The sequence below is a fragment of the Arthrobacter sp. Soil_C_49 genome (assembly GCF_057656635.1).
The window spans coordinates 36,303-57,620 of the sequence record NZ_JBDGJZ010000007.1; the positions used below are offsets into that span (position 1 = coordinate 36,303).

Below are 21,318 nucleotides of genomic sequence, written 5' to 3' on the forward strand. Positions count from 1 at the left end.
AGCGATGAGGCGGGGGCAGACTCAGCGGTAGCCGGCGGTGGGCTGACAATGCCGGCACGGACGCGTTGCTGTCATATACGCCTTACATCTCGTTTGGCCTTAGTAGCCATGGCATCCCCTTAGGTGAGCGCTGATTCGAATCAGTGAGTCGAATAAGTAGTCTATACGTGCTGCGGGTGTTGAGCAATGCTTTTCTGCCGGCGAAAGCCGTTAGGGGGGATTCGGTGGCCTACGCCTTTCGCCGGGGTCAGGGAGAAGCAGCACACGGCCAGACGACCTTCAGCTTCAGGCCGGTTTTTGTGTTGCCGCCTGCTGCAGAGACGGCCTGGACACCCGCATCCCCTCTGCCAAGTGCAATCCCTGTTGTGGGGCAGTACCGTAAATTCGGTCAGCGGATGGGCTGGTGACGCAGTTCGTCCGATGACCCGTGTACCTGCTCAAGGAGTTGGGCAACCACTACGCGTCCGTCGGCTCCGCCTGCCATGGACAGGAGGTTCGGCAGCGGCATCGACTCGATCAGCTTGATGGTGTCGGGGTTCATCAGGGGAGCGGCCGCGTCCCCCAGGCCATCCAAGAGTGTCTGAACAACGTGACTGCCCACAGGGTGGGCGGACCATTCTCGGAAGGTCGAATCATGCTGCAGCATGGGGGCCGGGGCCGGCACATTGAACGTGGCCAGGGTGCGCTGGCGTATGTCCCGGGATGAGGCACCGATTTCGATGCCGAATTCGCCTGGGTTGACGGTCCATCCTCCACGGCCCCAGTAGGCGAAAGCTCTCTCGTCCAGCTCGAAGGTTACGCGCCGGGATTCACCTGGACCAAGGTGCACTTTTTCGAATCCCTTCAATTCGCGCAGTGGCCGGTCGATCTCGGAGGCCGGATCGGAGATGTAGAGCTGAACCACCTCGGATCCGCTCCGGGGGCCGGTGTTGGTCACCGTCACCTCGACCGTGGCGGCGGCAACCGATGTGTCCGGGACACTAACGCCGAGATCGGTGTACTCGAAGTCTGTGTAGGTGAGCCCGAACCCGAAGGGAAAGAGGACTTCCCGCTCGGTTGCGTCATACCAGCGGTAGCCGACGTAGATCCGCTCGCCGTACAGCACCCGGCCGTCGTGGCCTGGCCAGTTGGTATGAGCGGGGGTGTCGCTGAGCTTGAACGGGATGGTTTCGGCAAGACGGCCGCCTGGCGCTGCGTGGCCGAACAGCAGGTCCGCGGCGGCACTGCCACAGGCCTGGCCGCCAAGCCACATTTCCAGGATCGCCGGGACACGGCCGGCCATCCGTGAGAGTGACACCACTCCCCCGTTGCTGAGCAGGACAACGACACATGCGTTGACCTCGAGCAGGGCGTCGAGGAGGTGAAGCTGCGCGTCCGGCAACTCCATGGTGTTCCGGTCAAAACCCTCGGATTCCTCTTCGGGAGGCAGGCCGAGGAAGGCGATGACAACATCGGCGCCGCGCGCTGCTTCGACGGCTGCTGTCTGCAGCGCGGAATCTGCACCGTCGAAGGTGAAGCCCGGCTCGAAAACTATCTCTCTGTCTGTGGCACCGCGGAGGGCCGAAAGCGCATCGTCCAGACGGGTGGGGTTGATGTGCGAACTGCCGGCACCTTGGTAGCGCGGAGTGCGCGCGAACTCCCCAATGACTGCGATCCGGCCTCCGGTGCCGGCATCCAGCGGCAGGAGGTGCCGGTCGTTGGCGAGCAGCACAGAGCCCTCGGCTGCCGCGCGCCGCGCAAGCTGATGGTGCGCATCGAAGTCCACAGGCCTGGCCTCTTCGCGGGAGGCGCGGATACGGTCGTGGGTCGAGATGAGGCGTGACACGGCGGTGTCCAGGTGCGATTCGTCCAGTGTTCCTTGGCGCACGGCGTCCGCCAGCAGGACCGGGCTGCGGTCCCCGGAGGAAGGCATTTCCAGATCCAGTCCGGCCCTGACGGCGGCGACGGGATCGACGACGGCACCCCAGTCTGAGACAACGTAGCCGTTGAAGCCCCAGTCATCCCGCAGTACCTCCGTGAGGAGCCAGCGGTTCTGTGCGGCATATGTTCCATTGATGCGGTTGTACGAGCACATCACCGTTGCCGGCATGGCCTCTTTCACCACAGCCTCAAATGCCGGGAGATAGATCTCGCGCAGGGTCCTCTCATCGACCTCGGTGCTCACCCGCATCCGGTCGGTTTCCTGGTTATTGGCCGCGAAGTGCTTTACCGATACGCCCACGCCCTGGGCCTGCACCCCGCGCGTCCACGCAACACCCAGCGCCCCCGAGAGGACCGGGTCCTCGGAGAAGTATTCAAAGTTGCGCCCGCACAGCGGGGACCGCTTGATGTTGACACCAGGCCCGAGCAGGACATCGACCCCGAGCTCGCGAGCTTCCGCACCAAGAGCCCACCCAACCTCCTCAATGAGCCTCCGGTCCCAGGACGAACCCAGCGTCGAGGCCGTGGGGAAAGAGGTGGAGGGCAGACTCGCGTTGATGCCCAGATGGTCCGCGGCCTCGGGCTGCATCCGCACCCCATGCGGCCCGTCAGTGAGAGTGACGGCTTCAATCCCAAGACGTTCAACCGATCGCGTCTTCCAAAAGGACGCACCAGACACCAGCCGGGCCTTCTCCTCAAGCGTGAGCAAGGAAACGAGTGGATGGATCATAGAGTTCTCCTTCTGGCGGCATGCTGGGTGGCCCAACGTTCGCAATGGTTGACCACCCAAGGCGGTCGCCGTAAGCTACTGATACGGGTCAGTGACTCGATTAAGTAAAATTAGCACATGCAGTGCCTGACCCGCCAGAATTCTTCGGTGCGCACAAGGAGAGGTTGATATGCCCTTGGATCCGATCCTCGAGCCGTTGCTGCGGGATTACCCGGAGACGCCACGTGTCATCGAGGACTACGACGCTCACCGCGCGGCTGCCCGGGAGAGCACGGACGCAATTCTCCCCGCGGTTGCCGAGCCCGGGCCTGATGTCTTCAGCGTTGAAGATTTCGCGATCCCGGTCGAGGGTGGAACTGTCGGGGTGCGCGTGTACCGCCCGTTCGCAGACGAACCCCGACCGGTTCATATCTATTTCCACGGCGGCGGATGGACGAGCGGTTCGGCTTTTGAACTGGTCACCGACATCACCTGCCGTGAGCGAGCCGCGATGGCTGGCCACGTCATTGTGTCTGTGGACTATCGAAAAGCGCCGGAACACAAATTTCCTGTCGCTTTGGAGGACGCGTACGCTTCGTTGCTCTGGGTGAAGGAACATGCGGACGAGGTTGGTGTACGTCCGGATATCATCACCGTCGGTGGAGCCTCGGCCGGTGGCAATATCGCGGCGGCCCTGGCGCTGAAAGCACGGGACGAGGGCGGCCCTTCGATCGCATTTCAGATTCTTGAGGTCCCCGCCCTCGATCTGACCTGCACGCTCCGCTCCCACGGCTTGTACGGTGCGGGCTACGCGTTGTCGACATGGGATATGGAGGCCGCCCGACGCAACTACCTCCGGTCCGCAGATGACCAGCTGCACCCGTACGCATCGCCGCTGCTGGCCCCTGACCTCCACGGCCTGCCTTCGGCGCTGATTATCGCCGCCGAATACGACATCCTGCGGGACGACGCCGCCGCCTATGCCGAACGGCTTGTCGCCGCAGGCGTACCAGCCCGGCTCTCGCTTAAGGCGGGCCAGGTGCACTTCTCAAACGTGATCACCAAGATCTCGCCGACGGCACGGGCCTGGCGGGACGAGGTCATCGGCGCCCTGAAGACTGTTGCCAGCACAGGTGTTGTGCGATGACCGCCGGCACGAAGCTCCGGACCCGGAACCTGCTCTTCAGCTATGTCCTCAAGCGCTTCCTTTCACCCAGGGTCGAACTCAGGTCCGCCGCCTACACTGACGTCCCGGTACGCGAACCCCGGGTCGTCAAGGTACCGACACGCCACGGCCTCGTCCGCTGTTACATCTACGATGCACATCCAGGGGCTCCTTTGGCCTTGGACGGGACTCCCCCGGTTCACGTCAACATCCACGGGGGTGCCTTCATCCTCACCAACCCCCGGCAGGATGACCACCTGTGCCAATTCATCGCCGCCGAGGTCGGCGCAACTGTGGTCAACATCGACTACAGCACCGCCCCGGAAGTCCGCTTCCCCGTCGCGGAAGAACAATGCTACGACGTGCTGAAATGGGTTTCGGTATCCGGCCATGGAATGGGCTGGGACAGTTCCCGGATCAGCCTTTCCGGTGGCAGCGCCGGCGCCAAGCTCGTCTTTTCGGCCCTCCATTTAGCCCACCAGGCTTTACGGCCCTCCGTCAGGGCAGCGGTAAGCATCGTTCCCGTCGTGGACCTGACGCTCGCACCCGAGACATACACCTCCACGCTTGATAAGCCCCTGGTCTCCCCGTGGCTCATCCGGCTTATGCAGGAGACCTACTTCGTGGAAGCTGAACGGTGGAAAGAACCCCTCGCTTCACCGGCGTTCGATGAACAGCTTGCCCGGTACACGCCCCCGCTTCTGATCATCGGGGGCGGTTACGACAGCCTCACCCCACAGATCGACCGCTTCGTCGAGCAACTGAAGGCACAGGGCGCCCCGGTCACGTACCGCAGCTTCAACGACCACGACCATAATTTCGTCGAAGCGGAGTCGACAGCGGATGATGTCATCGCAGAGTACCTTGACCTCGTCCGGGCGCACCTGCTGAAGCACCTGCGCTGACAATGGCCACGGCAGCCGGACGCTTCCAGTGACCCCAGCAGCCGTTTCCCATTCTCAAGCACCTAGGTCTGAGCGCGTGGCCAGCGGGGCGCACACAATGATACTTATCCGAATCAGTACAATGGGGAAGATGAGTACCCAGTGCTCGGCATCTAAGCAAAGGAGTGCCTCGTAGATGGCAAGTAAGGGTGGCCGCGTAACGGCTCTTGACGTCGCACGGGCGGCGAAAGTATCCAAGACGACAGTTAGCTACGTTCTCAATGACACCCCGCACCAGTCGATTCCGGAGGAAACCCGCCAACGGGTGCTCCAGGCCGTCAAGGAACTGAGCTACACGCCGCTTGCGACCGCCCGCGCACTGCGACGGGGCCACAACGACACGGTTCTCCTGGTGATGCCGGAATGGCCGCTGGGCCGTGTGCTCTCGCTCATCCTTGATGACCTCACGGGGGAACTTGCCAATCTTGGCCTGGCGCTGTTGATGCGGCGCATCCGGAAAGGGCAATCGCTGGCCGAGATCTGCCGGGAGGTGGCACCGGCGGCGGTGATCGCTCTGGGCCAAGTGGACGAGGCCGACCAGCAGGAAGTCCGCGGGGCCGGTATTTTCCTTTCGACAGCGGTCCTGAGCTACCCGTCCTCCACCCAGAATTCGGTCTCGATTCCGCAGGAGTTGATTGGCGCTCTTCAGGTTCAGCATCTGGCGGCCCGCGGGCACCGCCGCCTTGGCTATGCGGGACCGGCCGATTCCAGGTTCGAGATCTTCCGGGATCTTCGCGTTGCAGGCGTCCGCCAAGCCTGCCAGGAACTTGGGATTGATGACCCAGACGTGCTCAAATTTGATCTCACTCTTGAAGCCGCAACGGACGCTGTCCGTCACTGGCGCAACCACACTGCCCCGGTGACGGCCATCATGGCCTACAACGACGAGTTCGCGGCCGCCATCCTCGCAGCCATGCGGGCGGACGGACTCTCCGCACCGGAGGACCTTGCGGTGATCGGTGTGGACAACGAACCGCTTGCCAAGTTCACCGTCCCAGCGTTGACCACCATTGACCAGAAACCTGACGTAGTCGCAGCCCATTTGGCCCAAGTGGTTAAGAACGGAATTTCCGGCAAAGCAGCACCCAAAGCGCCCCGTACCGATGCCCTGGAGCTTGTTATCCGAGGATCGGCCTGAGCCCAACTTGGAGGACAGAGGAGTTTCCTCTTTTGAAACTGGCTGCGTGCTCTGAAATCCGGGTGTTTACCGTTCCGGCACAATCCTGGCGGACCGGCCCGGTAGGCGCTCCCAGAGACGTCGGGGATCCGCGCCTTCCTGTGCCAGCCAGAGGATTTGTCCATCACCCGTCGTCACCTCGACCCGACCACGGTCAACGAGTCTTCCGCGTTCATGTAGTTCAATCTTCTCGCCAGCGAGGCTGGTCCAGTCGTTGACCGGGTTCCAGGAATCTGGTGGTCGAGAAGTATCGGCATCCGTCTGGGACGAATTCATTAGGGACCTCCGGCGGTGGCATGGCAGTGTAGAAAGTCGTACCCAATACCCGGCATCCGCCTGCAAACCAGGGGTGCTGTTTGCGGATGCCGGGTGTTTTTTCAACGGCGGCGCTCTGCGGGGCAGGCGTCGGGATCATCAGTCCGGAGCGTGATGTGTTCTCTACCTCTCAGCCGCGGAAGTAAGCAGATCCGCTCTGCCGGGGCTGGTGTCCGGGCCGGCCGGGTGGGCGGTGGCCTGAAGTTCGCGCTTGAGGACCTTCCCGCTTGGCCCCAGCGGGAGGGTCGGGACGATTTGGATGAGGCGGGGATATTTGTACGCGGCCAAGCGCTGCTTGCCGTACTCGAGCAAGGCATCGGCGGTCGTGGCTGATCCCTCGTTGAGGACGATGGCGGCCGCAATTTCCTGTCCCAGCACCTCGTGCGGAACCCCGTAGACTGCGGCGCTGGAAATATCAGGGTGGTTTGCCAGGACTTCTTCAACTTCTCTGGGGTAGACGTTGTAGCCGTTTCGGATGATCATGTCTTTTTTGCGGTCAAGGATCCGCAGGTACCCGTCCTTGTCTTTGGTTCCCAGGTCCCCGGTCCGGAACCAGCCATCGACGATCGCTTCGGCGGTGGCCTCTGGCCGGTTGAGGTACCCCTTCATGAGCAGGTGTCCCCGGATGACGAGTTCGCCCAGTTCCCCGACCGGCAAAAGTTCTATCCGCTCGGTGACCTCCGGACGGGCGATCTCCACGTCCACACCCCAGATGGCGGTACCGATCGTGCCGGCGCGCGGCGGTACCCCCACATGGTTGAACGCGGCCACCGGGGAGGTTTCGGTCAGTCCGTACCCTTCGTAGATCTCTGCTCCGAAGACGTCGCGGAACCGAGACAGCACGGCAAGGGGCAGGGCTGCTCCCCCGGATATGCCATAGCGCAGGGCGGCGGGACGGGTGTCCAGTGTTTTTGCGGTTTCCAGCAGCGCCATGTACATGCTTGGCACACCCATGAAGACCGTGACGTCATGGGCGGCCATGAGTGTCAGTGCGGCCTGGCCGCTGAACCGCGGCAGCAGGACGATGGACGCTCCGGCCCGCAGACCGGTATTGAGGACTGCGGTCTGCCCGAACGTATGGAACAGCGGCAGCCCTCCGAACAGGACGTCGCCGCGGCTAAGGTCGAAGGTGTCCGTGAGCAGGACGCTGGTCTGCTCGACCAGGGCAAAGTGGGTCCCGAGCGCACCTTTGGGCTTACCGGTGGTGCCCGAGGTATAGAGGATGGTCGCAGTGTCTTCCGGCCGCATGGGCAGGTATGTCTGGACGGGTTCGGCAGAGGCTGCTTCGTCTTCAAGCCGGGGCAGCCGGCCCTGATCTGCCGGGGTAAGGACGGTGATGGCGGGGATACCTGCCTCAGATGCTGCCGGCGCTCCCTGTTCCAGCAAGGGGCCCGCGCAAATGAGTGCCTTGGCGCCGCTGTCGGCTAGGACATATTCGATTTCGTGCGCTTTGAGGAGGGCGTGGACCGGGACGACGACGCCGCCGAGGGCCAGGATGGCGTAGTAGACCCGGACGAAATCGGGGACGTTGGGGATCAGGACGGCTACCGGGTCCCCCGGGCCGATACCCCTGGCCCGGAGGGCACCGGCGTAGGCACGGGTCTGCGCCCACAACTCCGTGTAAGTGATCGTCTCCTGATCGATGATGAGGGCTGTGGAGTCCGGGTACCGTGCGGCTGATTCGGCAAGGATCGCTGCGACGGATACCGTTCCGAAGCCGCCGGGCTGCTCGTTGTTGGTAATCATGGTGTTATTCCCTGGGGTCGTTAAGCGCTGAGGATGAGTGCGTCGCCCTGGCCGCCGCCGCCGCACAGCGCGACAACGCCTGTGCCGCCGCCGCGCCGGTCCAGGGCTAAAGCCTGGTGGAGGACCAGCCGGGCCCCGGAAGCTCCGACCGGGTGGCCGAGAGCGATCGCTCCGCCGTCGGTGTTAATGGTGTCGATGTCGATGCCAAGGTCCCGGGCTGACTGGATGACAACGGAGGCGAACGCTTCGTTGATTTCGATCAGGTCCAGGTCCCCTGCGGTGATGCCTTCGCGTTTGAGGGCTTGTTCGATGGCGCGGGAGGGCTGTGAATGCAGCGATCCGTCCGGGCCGGCTGTCTGCCCGTGGGAGCGGATTTCGGCAAGCCATGTCAGTCCGGCCGCTACCGCGGCGCCCTTACTGGCGATGACGAGGGCAGCTGCGCCGTCGGAGAGGGGGGATGAAGAACCTGCTGTGACGGTAGCGGAACCGTCCTCGGAGAACACTGGACGGAGCCGGGAGAGGGCATCCAATGTGCTGTCCGGCCGGATTCCCTCATCAGCGCCGACAATAACGGCCGCTCCTTTGCGTTGCGGGACAGCCACGGGGACGATCTCCTCGGCGAGGATCCCTCCGGTCCGTGCGGCATCTGCGAGTCGGTGGGATCGGGCAGCTGTTTCGTCCTGTTCCTGTCGAGAGATGCCCAGGCGCTGGTTTCCCTCGTCCGTTGCGGTACCCATGAGCTTGCCGCTGACCGGGTCCTGGAGCCCGTCATGGTTCAGCGAGTCAATCAGGGACCCGTCTCCCATGGGCATCCCTGCCCGGAACCCCGGGACAAGGTGCGGGGCGTTCGTCATGGATTCCTGACCCCCGGCAACGACGAAGTCAGCCTCGCCGGCCCTGATCAGGCGGGCCGCGTCAATGACTGCCGTCAGTCCGGACAGGCACAGTTTGTTAATGGTCACGGTGGGGACGTCCCAGCCGATACCGGCCGCGAGGCTTGCCTGGCGGGCGGGCCCCTGTTTGGCGCCCGCCTGGATGACTTGGCCCATGATCACGGCTTCGATCTGTTCAGGCAGAACTCCTGAACAGCTCAGCGCGCCACGGATGGCGTGTGCGCCCAGTTCGGCGGCGGAGAAGGAGGCCAGGCCCCCACGGAAGCGGCCAAATGGCGTGCGGGCTCCGCCGATGATGACGGGGGTACGGTCGTGGCTCACTGGGGGCCTTTCTCATTCAGGTGGCGGAGGTGTCGGTGGCCGCTAGTTGGGCATTCTCGGACTGGAGCCAAGGGTTCCATGGCATGGCTCATCGGTGTGCTCCGGCTGCAGCAGTGCCACCGGCGCGCCGGGAAGAGTCAGTTGCCAACAGATCGGCTGCTTTTTCGCCGATCACGATGGATGGCGCGTTGGTGTGCCCCCGGATGATTTCAGGCATGACGGATGCGTCTGCGATGCGCAGGCCCTCCACACCGCGGACGCGGAGTTCGGGGTCAACCACGGAGCCTTCGTCCTGGCCCATTCGGGCGGTGCTTGTGGGGTGGTACAGGGTGTGGGCGTGGCGCAGGATGGTCTGCAGGTCCCGCTCGCCCGGCGCCATGGCTTCCCCGCCAGCGGGGGCGAGGTAGCGGCCGGTCAGGAGTTCGCGCAGCGGCCCGGTGGAAAGAATCTTTTCGCACGTGGCGAGCCCGGACAGCAATGCTGCCTGATCGTCCGGGTGGCTCAGGTAGCGGGGGTCGATGATGGGCTTGTCCGTCGGGTCGGCCGAGGCCAGGGTGATCGTGCCGTGGCTCTGCGGTTTCAGCAGGATCGTGCCGAGAGTAATGCCGTGGCCGGGTGTGGGGACCAGTCCTTCCCCGACGTAGGCGGCCGGGGCAAAGAGAAGTTCCAGGTCGGGTTCGGCCAGCGATGGGTCTGACCGGATAAAACCGTAGGCTTCGGCGACGTTGGAGGTGAGCATGCCCCGCCTGCGGAGGAGATAGTTCAGAACTTCCTTGGCTTTGGTTGCGGTGTACAGGGTTCCGCCCATAGCCTCGGGTACCAGACCCGCGATGAGGTGGTCGCGGAGGTTGAGGCCGACTTCCCTTGACGGGGCCACCACGTCGATCCCGAATTTCTTCAGCTCCTCCGGATCCCCGATCCCGGAAAGCTTGAGCAGCTGGGGGGTGTTGACCGCCCCGCCGCACAGGACGATTTCACGCCGCGCGGTAACGGTCGCGGGTATCCCGTCCCTGAGGTAGTCGACGGCGACTGCCCGGCGCCCTTCGAACAGCACCTTCCGGGCCAGGGCGTCGGTCCGGACTATGAGGTTTGACCGGCGCGCGGCGGGTGCCAGGTATGCGGTCGAGGTGCTGGCGCGGGCACCCTTCTTCTGCGTAACCATGGTCTGGGAAAAGCCGTCGGGCTGACGCGTGTTGGCTGGCTCGATCCGGTTCCCCGTGGCCTGGACAGAGCGGAGGAAGGCATCGGTGTGCGGCCGCGGATGCCGCTGGGGCTCGACGCTCATGGGTCCTGCTGTGCCATGGTCAGGGTCCGTGCTGTCCATGGTCCGCTCGATCCGCCGGAAGATAGGGAGCAGGGACTCCCAAGACCACCCATTTCCGGCAAGTTCCGCCCAGCGGTCATAGTCGGAGGCGAACCCCCGGACCCACATCATGGCGTTCATCGACGAACTCCCGCCAAGGGTCTTACCCCGGGGCCAGTAGACGGTGCGGCCGCCAAGTCCGGGCTGCGGCGTGGTTTCGTAATTCCAGTCCCGCTCCGATTTGAACAGCTGGGAAAAGGCTGCGGGAATCGAAACGGCCTGGTTTTTATCCGACGGGCCTGCCTCCAACAGAAGCACCGTGTGGGGGCCCGATGCGCTGAGCCGTCCGGCGAGGGCAGCCCCGGCCGAGCCTGCTCCGACGATGATGTAGTCGTAGGACTCGGGTGTTGGGTCGGTCTTCATAATGATCTCCTTTGATTCATCAGGGGATGGCTAAATCTTCGACTGGGAACTTAGCGGGGGGCGGGGACCCGGCATTGCCGTCAGGGGTGGAAGAGTGTCCCGGCGGCCCGTTCGGAGGATCCGGAGTAATCCAGCAGCGGGGTTAAGCCGCCCAAATAGAGGGGGTAGTTTGCCCCCAGAATCATGCAGAGATCTATGTCAGAGACGCCGCCCACGACCCCCTCGTCCAGCATTATTCGCGTTTCCTGTGTGAGGGCGTCGAGCACGTTCTCGGTCAGCGAGAGGGGCACCGGCAATGGCTGCTCGTGATTGGTCCGGGACCGGACGGCCATAAGAAGATCGCGTGCTTCTCCTGTCAGGGTGCCATCTGCGGACAGCACTCCCAGGAGTCCTTGGTCGACCACTGACCGGAGCCAGGCCGGGACTCCGAAGCGTTCCGGGTAGGCTGCGTGCATCGTTTCGCAGACGTGGAGCTGGACCGCGGGCCCAACAAAATCGAGCAGCCGCAGCGGACTCATGGGCAGCCCCAGACTGTCCAGGCACCGATCCGCATCTTCAGGTTCAGTTCCGGCGTCGATCGCATGAAGGATTACATCGAACATCCGGGTGAGCAGTCGGTTCACGGCAAAGCCTGGTTTGTCAGCGACCCGGACCGGGACGCGGTCAAGTTCGGCCGCGAATGACAGGGCACGATCGAGGGTTCCGGGATGTGTCACGTCGCCCGGGATGATTTCGACCAATCGGACGATTCCGACGGGATTGAAGACGTGGAATCCCACGACCCGCTCTGGGTGGCGGAGCCCGGATGCGATCTCGGAAATGGACAGGGAACTGGTATTAGTGGCCAGGACAGCCGTCGGGGAGATTACGTCCTCCAGATCGGCGAAGACGCGTCTCTTCACATCCAGTTTTTCGAAGACTGCTTCGATGATGAAGTCGCATTCCGCCAGATCGGACAGGTGCGGGGCCGCTGTAATCAGGGACGTCCACCGTTCGGCTTCTGCAGCCGTGATCGTTCCCTTACGCGCCTGGGCGGTAAACCCCGCGTGCACGCGGCTGACCCCCGCAGCCAGTCGCTCCTCGTTAATGTCGGTCAATCGGACAGGGATTCCGGCCTGGGCAGCGATCAGGGAGGCAAGCTGACCGGCCATGAGCCCTGCACCGATAACCGCCGCTGACTTGAACACACGTGGTGCCGCTGCGCCGCTCGCAGCGCGGGTTCTTTTCGTCGTTCCGGCGAGCAGTTCATGGGCGTAGAGCGAAGCGCAGGCCTGAGCGCTGATCGTCACCTTGCCAAAAGCCTTGACAGCAGCCTCCATGGCCTCTTCCGGGGTTGATTTCCCGGCCGCTTCGACGAGATCGATAGCTGCCAAAGGTGCAGGTGCTGCGCCGTGGAAGTATCGGTCGGCCTTCTGGCGGGCCTCCTTCACTGCGACAGCCCAGTCCGCGGCGGAGTCAACGCGCTGCCTGGCGGCTGGACCCTCCAGTCGCTCGGCTACCCAGGCGGGCCAGCGCTCGTCCCATGCCTCCGCGGCGATTACGTCGTCCACGATACCCAGGTCCCGGGCTTCGTACGGTGTGAGTGTCCGGCCGCCGCGAAGCGGGTCCAGGGCGATAATCTTTAGCGCTGTGGATGGGCCTATGAGGTGCGGCAGCAGGTACGTCCCGCCCCACCCAGGGACCAGTCCGAGCCTGGTTTCGGGAAGCCCGAGGGCTTTTGCATCGGCACGTGCGAGGCGGTGGCTGGCGTGGAGGGCAAGCTCGAGTCCCCCGCCCAGCGCTGTTCCGGTGATGAGCGCAAATGAGGGGATGGCGGAAGTGGAGACCTTGTTGAAGATTCGGTATCCATAACGGGCGAGATCTTCTGCTTCGGATGCGGTCATGGCGGCACGGACTGCGTCAAGGTCAGCTCCTGCCCCGAACGACGTATCCGAACCGATAAGGATCAGCGCCTCGGCATCCTGGGGATTCACACGATCCAGCGCCTCTTCAAGAGCGGCGAGCTCCGGGATACCCCAGATGACCGGCCTTTGGGGTTTTGCCGGAGCGAAGCTGATGACCGCGGCGGGCCGGCCACGTCCGGGCAAGGTTGGTGTCGTTACCTCGACCTTGACAGCGGAGGTGCGCATCTGGGCGGTGGCGGCGGTCGGGGTCATGGCAACTCCAAAATGAAGGCATCGGCTACAGGTTGGGCGGGAACTGCGCGGGTGTCCTGCCGGGCGGTCCGGAGCGCCCATATGCGGGTGCAGGCGTGGGTCTCGGAGGTCATGCGAACGCTGACACGCCTGTGATGGCACGGCCAATGATGAGGGCCTGCATGGTTTCGGTGCCCTCGTAGGTGTGGATGGCTTCGATATCTGCGAAGTGGCGGGCGACGCGGTTGGTCAGCAGGATGCCGTTGCCGCCCAGCAGGTCCCGGGCGTTGGCGGCGATGCTTCTGGCGGTGCGCGTGCAGGTGTATTTTGCGATGGACGCCTGTTCGGGGGTGAGGGTTCCGGCTTCTTCCAGGCGGGTCATCTGGACGACCAGGAGCTGCATTGTCCCGAGTTCGGTGTACATCCGGGCGAGGCGCTCCTGCACGATCTGGGAATGTGACAGCGGGCGGCCGAACTGGATCCGTTGCTGGGTGTACTGCACTGCGGTCTCGTAGCACGCTGTCGCGTGGCCGACGGCGGACCATGCGACGCCGAGGCGGGTGGCGAGCAGGACCCGGGCGGTGTCCTTGAATGTGCGGGCGCCCGGGAGTACGTTCTCTTGGGGAACGTGGACGTTTTCCAGACGGATGTGCGCCTGCCAGATGGCGCGCAGCGCGAGTTTTCCTTCGATCGTCGTGGCGTCATATCCGGGGGAGTCCTGGGGCACAATGTAGCCGTGGACCTGTGAGTCTTCCCCCCTGGCCCACACCACAGTGACGCCGCCGACCGAGCCGTTGCCGATCCATTTCTTCTCACCGTTGAGCAGGTATCCGTCATGCGTCCCTGTCGCTGTTGTTTCCAGCGCAACGGAATCTGAGCCGTGGGCGGGTTCGGTCAGGGCGAACGCAGCAAACTCTTCTCCCCTGGCAAGTACGGGCAGCCATTGCTGCTTCTGTTCCTCCGAACCGCATTCGGCTATGGAGCGCAGGGCCAGTCCTCCCTGAACGCCGATCATGGTGGCGACGGACCCATCGCCACGGCTGACCTCCATGGTCACGAGGCCGGCCGCCATCTTGCTCATGGGTTCGAAACCGGGGATGCCGACGCCGTCGCGCAGCAGGTCCAGGTCCCCCAAACGTTTGATGAGGTGTACCGGGTATTCCGAACGGTCCCAGCAACCATCGATCACAGGAAGTACTTCGTCCTGAACAAAGGAGCGTGCACGTTCCCAGTAGGCACGGTCCTCAGCATTGATGGAAGTGAAGATGCCTGCGGGGTCAGGGTCGAGGGGTTCGCTCAGCGTATAAGTGGGCTCCATCGTGCCTGAGGGGAAAGCCGGTACTGCGTCATTGGTGGCAGCGGGCGCTAGGTCGGATGCTGTGGTCGAGGTTGTGAGCATAAGATTTCCTGTGTTTTTAGCCGGAGATGGGTTGCGTCACGCGCGGAACGCAGACCAGAAGATCCGAGGCATTTTCAGCCATGACGGCGAGGCCGCGTAGGCGGCCAAGAGTTTGCCGGTTTCGGCCGCGCTGCGGGCACTGACGAACCACGGAGGCTTGGGGAACAGCGATAGTTCGCCATGGACTATTGATCGTGGGAAAGGCCGGAAGGGCCCGGTGACGACGGTGCGTTCCGGGTTCTCGATCAGCAACGCGTTATGTACAACACCGACGCCGCTCTCGACCGCCTCGGGCGTGTGGCCAGGAAAGGCACCCCACGAAGCTGTCGCAGTCAGGAAGCCAAGGCCGGTCCACGCATTAATAGCGACGGTTCCGTACCGTAGATCAGCGACCGCTTCATTGAAGGCCGCGCCCATCGCGCGGCGGTCCTTGGGATCGACGATGATGTTGGCCCCCAGGGTTCCCGTCAGTTCTGCGTTGGCAACTGACACAGCCTTGGTCATGAATTCCGAACCGGTGCCATCAATCTCAAGCACACCCAGGACCGGTCCGAAGCATTCCGTCTGAAGAAGATGCGTTGCCTCAGTAACCGAAGCCAGTTCAACGATGAGGTGCTCACCCGTCGGTCCCGCCTTGCTGGCATTCGGGTACGCATCGGCCGCGGAGCTGAGACGTTCTGTACTCCCGGGATACCACACTGGCCGTGCAGGTGAATGCCTGAAGGCCCTGTGGAGTTCTTGCAGGAAGGCGTCCTTCTGCTTCCAATCACGGCTAATCATGACCACCTGTGTAGCAACACAATTGTGGCCGGCATTGTGCAGGCGTTGGGTAGCAATATGCTCCGCCTGGAAGCGGAGGTCCCTTTTGGTCCATGCCCCCGGGACGACAATGGTCGGGGAAACGCCCCCAAGTTCACTCGTGATCGGTTTATCCAGCAAAGGAGTTCCCGCAACCTTCCGAGCGGCGCCCTCCTCACCCGTCCCGAACACAATCGCATCGTGAGTGGCCGAGCTGCCCGTCACGTGCACATGATCGATTCCGGGGTGATTCGCCAGGTATCCTCCCGTGGCCGCATCACCTTGTACGATGCGGACTACCCCGAAACGCACCAGAGGGTCCAAAGCATCCTGATAGACAGTGAGCATGGCCGACATGACCGGATTCAACTTAAGGAGTACCGCCCGGTTATTGGCAACGAGCTCATAGAGGACATCGAGCGGTGCGATTGAGGTGATGTTTCCGGCACCCAGAACGAGTCCCACCCCGCCGGACCTATTGCCCTTTGCGGCGAGACCCGCCCCCGCCCGAATCCCTGCCTCGTCTTCCCCGGGGGCCATCCAGACCTCGGCCCTGAACCCATGGAGCAGCACACGCTGCTGCAGATTGGCAGGGAACACCGGAACAACCTGCCTGCCTCCGGGAGCCGTCCCAAACTGAATGGAATCCAACGGACTACCTCCGCTGGCAATTTTCGCTAGTGTGTGCGCTAAAGCGCCGGCACCGGCCAGTGTCGCATAAGGTCCGGTAATCCACTCCTCACCAACAAGAGGTGAAGTCGGCGATACTCCCTTGATGTCTGAGGCGGTGCGTACCCACCGTGCAGACTGCCGATCAATGGCATCAACAACGTCGCCGAGCAAGCCCGCGCGATCCGCCGCGGTGGCGGCCGCCCATTTAGCCGAGCCGCCTAGCAATTCTTGAACAGCCTGATCGAGGGGTTGCCGTTCGATCGTGGCAATCAGGGGTGCAGCAGGAATCATTTCTCCTCGCTTCATGTAGTGATCCGAGTCACTGACTCGATTAAGCAACTTAGCAGTAACTTTCATCACTGACAAGGGGGTGAGTTCTTTTTGCTGTGACCGTCGCGGTTTGTTTTGGCCGTTTTCGTCGTTGACGACGTCGGCCCTTTCATGGTTCACTGAATCGATTCAGCTGGTCGGCTAAGTTGAGCCTTTAGTCCTCCAATAAACGGGAACCTGCGAAAGCCGTGATGCGAAAGCAGCCAAGTCGTCCCTGCGGCCCCTCCTCGACCGGCCGCTGTTCTAAGAGGTGCGGGCAGTCGGGCCGGTGGGCCTCAATTACCGGGCGCTCAATACTCGCTACTTAGGCTTGATTTGAGAACCTTCCCCAATTACTTCAGAGAGTAATCAACCATGACAGACAACACAGTCCACACCGAGAACCGTCGGCTCCCTGGGCCGCACGGGGAAATTCCGATCCGGATCTACACGCCATCTGCGTCCCTGTCCGAGCCGGTCGGCCTGGTGTGGTGCCACGGCGGAGCGTACGTCTACGGCGACCTCGACACGGCCGAAAGCGATTGGGTCGCCACCAGCTTGGCGGAGGCCGGGATCACTGTCGTCGCTGTCGACTACCGACTCGCCCCGGTTCCACAGTGGGCCATAAACCTTGGCGCCGAACCCGGGGTCGGAAACTCCTACTACCCCGTAGCGATCAACGAAATCGAGGCTGTTCTCGCTTGGGCAAACACAGAACTTCACTCGCAGAGTCCCGCCGGCTGGGCATTGGGCGGGGCAAGCGCAGGGGGAACCCTCACTGCAGGGTTGACTCATCGTCTGCGCGATCAGGGTCTCACCATGCCCTCCAGGCTGCTGCTCGCCTACCCGCTCCTGCACCCGAAATTGCCTCAGTTCAGCAGCGAACTGGCAACCAAGCTCGCCGCAATGAACCCGGGCCCTGGCATTCCTCTCACGCCGCAGGTCGTGGAGGGCCTGACCCTCAACTACGTAAATGGAGATCCCCAGCAGTTGGAGGACCCTCACGCGTTCCCTGGCGGGCATGATCTTTCCGGGTTTCCACCCACGTTCATTCTCAATTCCGATGTTGACACAATCCGCGCATCCGGTGACGCGTTTGCCGACGAACTCGCCACTGCGGGCGTCGACTTATTGGCGGTCAGGGAAGATGGCACAGTGCACGGACACCTGAGCGAACCGACAACAACCGGTGCCCAGCGCAGCATCCACCGCATGATCCAGTGGCTGACCTCACCGTTGGCCCACGGTCGTCGTTCCGCCGATAGCTCATCACCGGGCATAGGGGTGCCAGTACAGTGACCCACCGCCGCTGACCCGCTGAACCCTCGCTGAGAAACAAGCCCGGTGTCAGCGAGGGTCCAAAAGTGAGCCATTTCGCGGGCCGTCGCAAGGTTTCACTTGTCGACCGTCACCGATACTCGGCTTCACCGGTACGGGTAGACAGCCATCGTCAGCATCTTGAATGAACAGTGTTTGTTTCCAGTGCCGGTCATGCAACACGCCACGCAGCGCAGAAGCGGGTCTCAAGGTGCTTCCTGACGAACTGGACTACCTGTTTGCAGTGACGCCAGAAAAGCCTCCCGAGGCGCTCGTAAAGGCCAGCCCCGTTGTCCCCCCTCCTCGCAGCCAGCAGCTCCCACTGCCGCAGATGGGTAGCCATAAAACCCCTTCGCTTACCTCACCAGTCAGGTAACAATGGCGGTGATGGCAGCCATGGGTGCACCGCCAGGACCAGCCGTGCAGTTCAGGACGAACCCAGCGTCGAGGCCGTCGGAAGCTCTCCTTTGTGCGGCCGAATCTGAGTGGGCAACCTGGGCAATAATTGACCGCGCAACGCCCCGGCCGTAAACTGCTGAAACGAGTCAGTGACTCGATTAAGCGATTCTTTCTGAGAACCGTCTAGCTGATGTTTTTTCATCCCAAACCCAATGGATCCCAATGGAGCGTCCCATGAAATCACCCCGCCTTCTTGCGGCCTTGGCCATCGGCCTGGCAGCTGCGACAGTAGTCTCCGGCTGTTCTGCCCCAGAAGGTGGTAGCGGCAACGCAACCACCTTGACGATGTGGAACAACACGGCCGATTCACCGGCAATCCTTCAGCTCTACAAGGATTTCGAAGCCGAGACCGGCATCAAGATCGAACTCACCGGCATTCCGGCGGACGCGTTTGAGTCCACCGTCCTGACAAAGTTCGCCACCGGCGACCGTCCTGACCTCATGGAGTGGCACCCCACCCTTGCCGCGATGCTGCCGTTGAACCCCAAGGCCACCATGCAGGATCTCACTGACATGGAGTTCGTGAAGCACTCGGGAGATATCTACGAGTCAATGGGCACTGTCGACGGCAGGGTCTACGGGGCGATGACCGGCTTCCCGACAGTTTTCGGGATGTTCTACAACAAGAAAGTCCTGGCCGATAACGGGATTGAAGCACCCAAGACGTTCAGCGATCTCACGTCGCTGTGCACGAAACTGAAGCCAACCGGTGTTGCACCGATTTGGGAGTCCGGAGGCAGCGTCTGGCCGACGCAGGTTCTTCCAATGATGTACGTCTCCGAGGCCAACAAGGGCAACGAGTATGGGGCTGCGGTCAGCGAGAACAAGGACAAGCTCACCGATCCAGATGGTGCGTTCCTGAAGGGCCTGGAGGCGTATCAAACGCTCGGAACGGACGGCTGCTTTAATGCCAACGCCACGTCAGCAACATTCGAGGACGGACTGAGGGCGGTCTACGACGGCACCGCCGCCATGACGGCACTTCACTCGGATACGTATGCTGCTCTCCTGGCCGATGCCGGCGGAGATGCCGAACTCCTCGCCAAGACCGTAGGCTTCGTCCCGGTCTCTGCCAAGGCCCCGATTGGCGGCTGGGCTGGTGGACCATTGGGGACCTACTACGCGCCGAAGACAGGAGATTCGGAAAAGGAAGCAGCCGCGCGGAAGTTCATTGAGTACACCACCGGCGCCGGATACCAGAAACTCATTGACTCCGCCAAGGCATACCCCCTGATTGATACGGCTAAAACCCCTGAAGGCTTTACCGAACTGCAGTTGAGCTTCCAGTCCGCGTACCGGAACGATTCAGTGGTGGCATTCAACTCCAACATTGCCGGATTCACTGCCTTCGCAACCGAGACCTCGAAGCTGCTGGCCGGTCAGACATCTCCGAAAGACGCCGCAGCCACGATGCAGACTCAGGTCGAGCAGGCTTCCAAAGCTGCAGGAGTGCCCGGGTGGTAATTGACACCACCCAGGCTGCGAATGCTAAGAATGCTCCCCGGCGTGCAGGTGCACGCCGGGGGGCCGCCCCCCGGAGCTGGCGTTCCAGTTGGCTCTGGTTCGCCCTGCCATCAATCGTCCTCGTCACCGTCTTCTTCATCGTTCCGTTCCTACTGAACATCCCGTTCGCGTTCTCCTCCTGGAGCGGCTACTCGACCGACATCAAGTTCATCGGGGTCGACAACTGGAAACTGCTCTGGGAAGCTGGCATCCTCGGCCCGGCAGTCCTCGTAACGCTGATTTACGCCATCATCGCGATGGTCGTGCAGAATGTCGTGGCGCTCACCCTGGCCACGGCGCTGAGGGACACCACCCGGCTCAACAGCTTCTTCCGGTCGCTGTTCTTCCTCCCGGTGCTGATCTCCCCGCTGGCTGCCGGTTATATCTGGCGGGCCATCGTTGCCCCCAATGGTGTGCTGAACGGGTTCATCGGAATCTTCGCCCCCGGCTTTGACTTCGCCTGGCTGGGTGATCCGGTCTGGGCACTGGTCACGGTGGCATTCGTCGACGCATGGAAATGGTCCGGCATTGCCACACTCGTTTACATTGCAGGGCTCAACAGCATTCCCCGGTCGCTGAACGAAGCTGCCGCGCTCGATGGGGCAAATGCCTGGGCCCGGTTCTGGCGTGTCAACTTCCCGCTGCTGGCCCCCGCGTTCACCTTCAATGTGGTCACCACTCTTATCGGCGCGCTCAGCGCGTTCGACATCATCGCATCGACCACCGCAGGCGGGCCCGGTGTCGCGACCAGGGTGCTCAACGTTGCTATGCAGCAGCAATTCGGCCAGTCCTATTTCGGAACAGCCAGCGCCCTGAGCCTCACCGTCACCATCCTCGTTGTGGTCTTCGCCGTACCGCTGGTCGCCTGGCTTCGAAAGCGAGAGGTCGCATCATGAGCACCCCCGAAACCATCGTGGTCCCCGGCTCCACCGCTGGCCGCATACATAACAGGAAACGGCAACCGACGGGACGCTCCTGGCGTCGTCCGCTGACGGTCCTGAAATATGCAGCCATCGCGCTCTTTGCCCTTCCCTGGGCCGTCATTCCCGTCTGGCTGATGGTCGTCAATTCATTCAAGACTGTTGGTGAAGCCGCCGAGCTTTCACTGGGCCTGCCTGAGCAGTGGTCGCTCCTTGAGAACTACCGGGCGGTTTTCGTCACCGGCAATTACCTCACCGGGTTGAAAAACAGTGCCCTCATCGCGATCCCCACGATCATCGTCGTGCTCCTTTTCGGGGCAATGGCAGCCTGGGCCTACGCGCGCAGCACCAAAAAGTCGTTCCAGTTCTTCTTCTACCTGACTGCCCTGTCCATCCTGATTCCGCCCGCAGTCATCCCCACGGTCTACCTGCTGACAACGCTCAACCTTGATGGCTCTGTCGCCGGGTATGCACTGATGATGATGGGAACCAGGCTTGGGCTGATCGTTTTTCTGACCACAGGCTTTGTCCGGGGCCTGCCGCTAGAACTCGAAGAGGCAGCAGCAATCGATGGCGCGCACCGCACTCGCATCTTCTTCTCCATCATGCTCCCGCTGCTGCGGCCTACACTGTTCGTCGGCGCGGTCCTGCTGATCATTGGTGTGTGGAATGACTTCTTCTACGCATTGCTGCTCCTGAAAACCTCCGCGAACGCGACCTTGCCACTCACGCTCTACGCCTTCGCATCGGCTTCCACCACGTCCCTGAACTGGAACTTGGTCTTCGCACACGTGGTCATGACCAGCCTGCCGCTGGTCATCGTATACCTGATCGCCCAGCGCCGTGTGCTAGCCGGACTCACCGAAGGTGGCCTGAAGGGATGATCCTCA

14 protein-coding genes are annotated in these 21,318 nt (G+C 62.5%); 7 read left to right on the forward strand and 7 right to left on the reverse strand.

The features are described from left to right. Positions 1 to 388: 388 nt before the first annotated feature. A complete protein-coding gene (locus AC3A4Z_RS12705; protein ID WP_498711869.1) occupies positions 389 to 2,650 on the reverse strand; it encodes a glycoside hydrolase family 3 C-terminal domain-containing protein in 2,262 nt (753 codons plus the stop codon). A 169-nt stretch (positions 2,651 to 2,819) separates the two neighbouring features. On the opposite strand from AC3A4Z_RS12705, the gene AC3A4Z_RS12710 reads away from it, so the two are divergent. The 3 genes from AC3A4Z_RS12710 to AC3A4Z_RS12720 all read left to right on the forward strand — a co-directional run bounded on the left by AC3A4Z_RS12710 (position 2,820) and on the right by AC3A4Z_RS12720 (position 5,876). Next, positions 2,820 to 3,776, forward strand: coding sequence for an alpha/beta hydrolase (locus tag AC3A4Z_RS12710; protein ID WP_498711870.1), 957 nt, complete (start codon positions 2,820 to 2,822; stop codon positions 3,774 to 3,776). Next, positions 3,773 to 4,699 carry an alpha/beta hydrolase gene (locus tag AC3A4Z_RS12715; RefSeq protein WP_498711871.1) on the forward strand — a complete coding sequence of 309 codons (927 nt, stop codon included), beginning with the start codon at positions 3,773 to 3,775 and terminating at the stop codon, positions 4,697 to 4,699. The genes AC3A4Z_RS12710 and AC3A4Z_RS12715 overlap by 4 nt, the downstream gene beginning before the upstream one ends. A 175-nt stretch (positions 4,700 to 4,874) precedes the next feature. Continuing rightward, entirely contained in the window at positions 4,875 to 5,876 is a 1,002-nt protein-coding gene (locus AC3A4Z_RS12720; protein ID WP_498711872.1) for a LacI family DNA-binding transcriptional regulator, read from the forward strand. 477 nt (positions 5,877 to 6,353) lie between these two features. Here the strand turns inward: AC3A4Z_RS12720 and AC3A4Z_RS12725 are convergent, their stop codons facing one another. The 6 genes from AC3A4Z_RS12725 to AC3A4Z_RS12750 all read right to left on the reverse strand — a co-directional run bounded on the left by AC3A4Z_RS12725 (position 6,354) and on the right by AC3A4Z_RS12750 (position 16,370). Then, complete coding sequence (locus AC3A4Z_RS12725; protein WP_498711873.1) at positions 6,354 to 7,976, reverse strand: long-chain-fatty-acid--CoA ligase; 1,623 nt, start codon at positions 7,974 to 7,976, stop codon at positions 6,354 to 6,356. Positions 7,977 to 7,996: 20 nt separating this feature from the next. Then, a complete protein-coding gene (locus tag AC3A4Z_RS12730) occupies positions 7,997 to 9,190 on the reverse strand; it encodes an acetyl-CoA C-acetyltransferase (protein ID WP_498711874.1) in 1,194 nt (397 codons plus the stop codon). 88 nt (positions 9,191 to 9,278) lie between these two features. Next, on the reverse strand, positions 9,279 to 10,916 hold the full coding sequence (locus AC3A4Z_RS12735; RefSeq protein ID WP_498711875.1) for a GMC family oxidoreductase: 1,638 nt from the start codon (positions 10,914 to 10,916) through the stop codon (positions 9,279 to 9,281). Between the two features lie 80 nt (positions 10,917 to 10,996). Then, positions 10,997 to 13,072, reverse strand: coding sequence for a 3-hydroxyacyl-CoA dehydrogenase NAD-binding domain-containing protein (locus tag AC3A4Z_RS12740; RefSeq protein ID WP_498711876.1), 2,076 nt, complete (start codon positions 13,070 to 13,072; stop codon positions 10,997 to 10,999). Positions 13,073 to 13,181: 109 nt separating this feature from the next. Continuing rightward, entirely contained in the window at positions 13,182 to 14,369 is a 1,188-nt protein-coding gene (locus AC3A4Z_RS12745) for an acyl-CoA dehydrogenase family protein (RefSeq protein WP_498712064.1), read from the reverse strand. 117 nt (positions 14,370 to 14,486) lie between these two features. Next, the gene (locus tag AC3A4Z_RS12750) at positions 14,487 to 16,370 is read right to left on the reverse strand and encodes an aldehyde dehydrogenase family protein (protein ID WP_498711877.1); all 1,884 of its coding nucleotides are present in this window, start codon (positions 16,368 to 16,370) and stop codon (positions 14,487 to 14,489) included. A gap of 234 nt (positions 16,371 to 16,604) precedes the next feature. Here AC3A4Z_RS12750 and AC3A4Z_RS12755 point away from each other — a divergent pair, with 234 nt between their 5' ends. From AC3A4Z_RS12755 to AC3A4Z_RS12770, 4 genes are all read left to right on the forward strand, one after another. Then, a complete protein-coding gene (locus tag AC3A4Z_RS12755) occupies positions 16,605 to 17,528 on the forward strand; it encodes an alpha/beta hydrolase (RefSeq protein ID WP_498711878.1) in 924 nt (307 codons plus the stop codon). 651 nt (positions 17,529 to 18,179) lie between these two features. Beyond that, positions 18,180 to 19,469 carry an ABC transporter substrate-binding protein gene (locus AC3A4Z_RS12760; protein WP_498711879.1) on the forward strand — a complete coding sequence of 430 codons (1,290 nt, stop codon included), beginning with the start codon at positions 18,180 to 18,182 and terminating at the stop codon, positions 19,467 to 19,469. Then, on the forward strand, positions 19,463 to 20,404 hold the full coding sequence (locus AC3A4Z_RS12765) for a carbohydrate ABC transporter permease (RefSeq protein WP_498711880.1): 942 nt from the start codon (positions 19,463 to 19,465) through the stop codon (positions 20,402 to 20,404). Before AC3A4Z_RS12760 ends, AC3A4Z_RS12765 begins: the two co-directional genes overlap by 7 nt. Beyond that, positions 20,401 to 21,312 carry a carbohydrate ABC transporter permease gene (locus AC3A4Z_RS12770; protein WP_498711881.1) on the forward strand — a complete coding sequence of 304 codons (912 nt, stop codon included), beginning with the start codon at positions 20,401 to 20,403 and terminating at the stop codon, positions 21,310 to 21,312. Before AC3A4Z_RS12765 ends, AC3A4Z_RS12770 begins: the two co-directional genes overlap by 4 nt. The last annotated feature ends 6 nt before the right edge of the window (positions 21,313 to 21,318 follow it).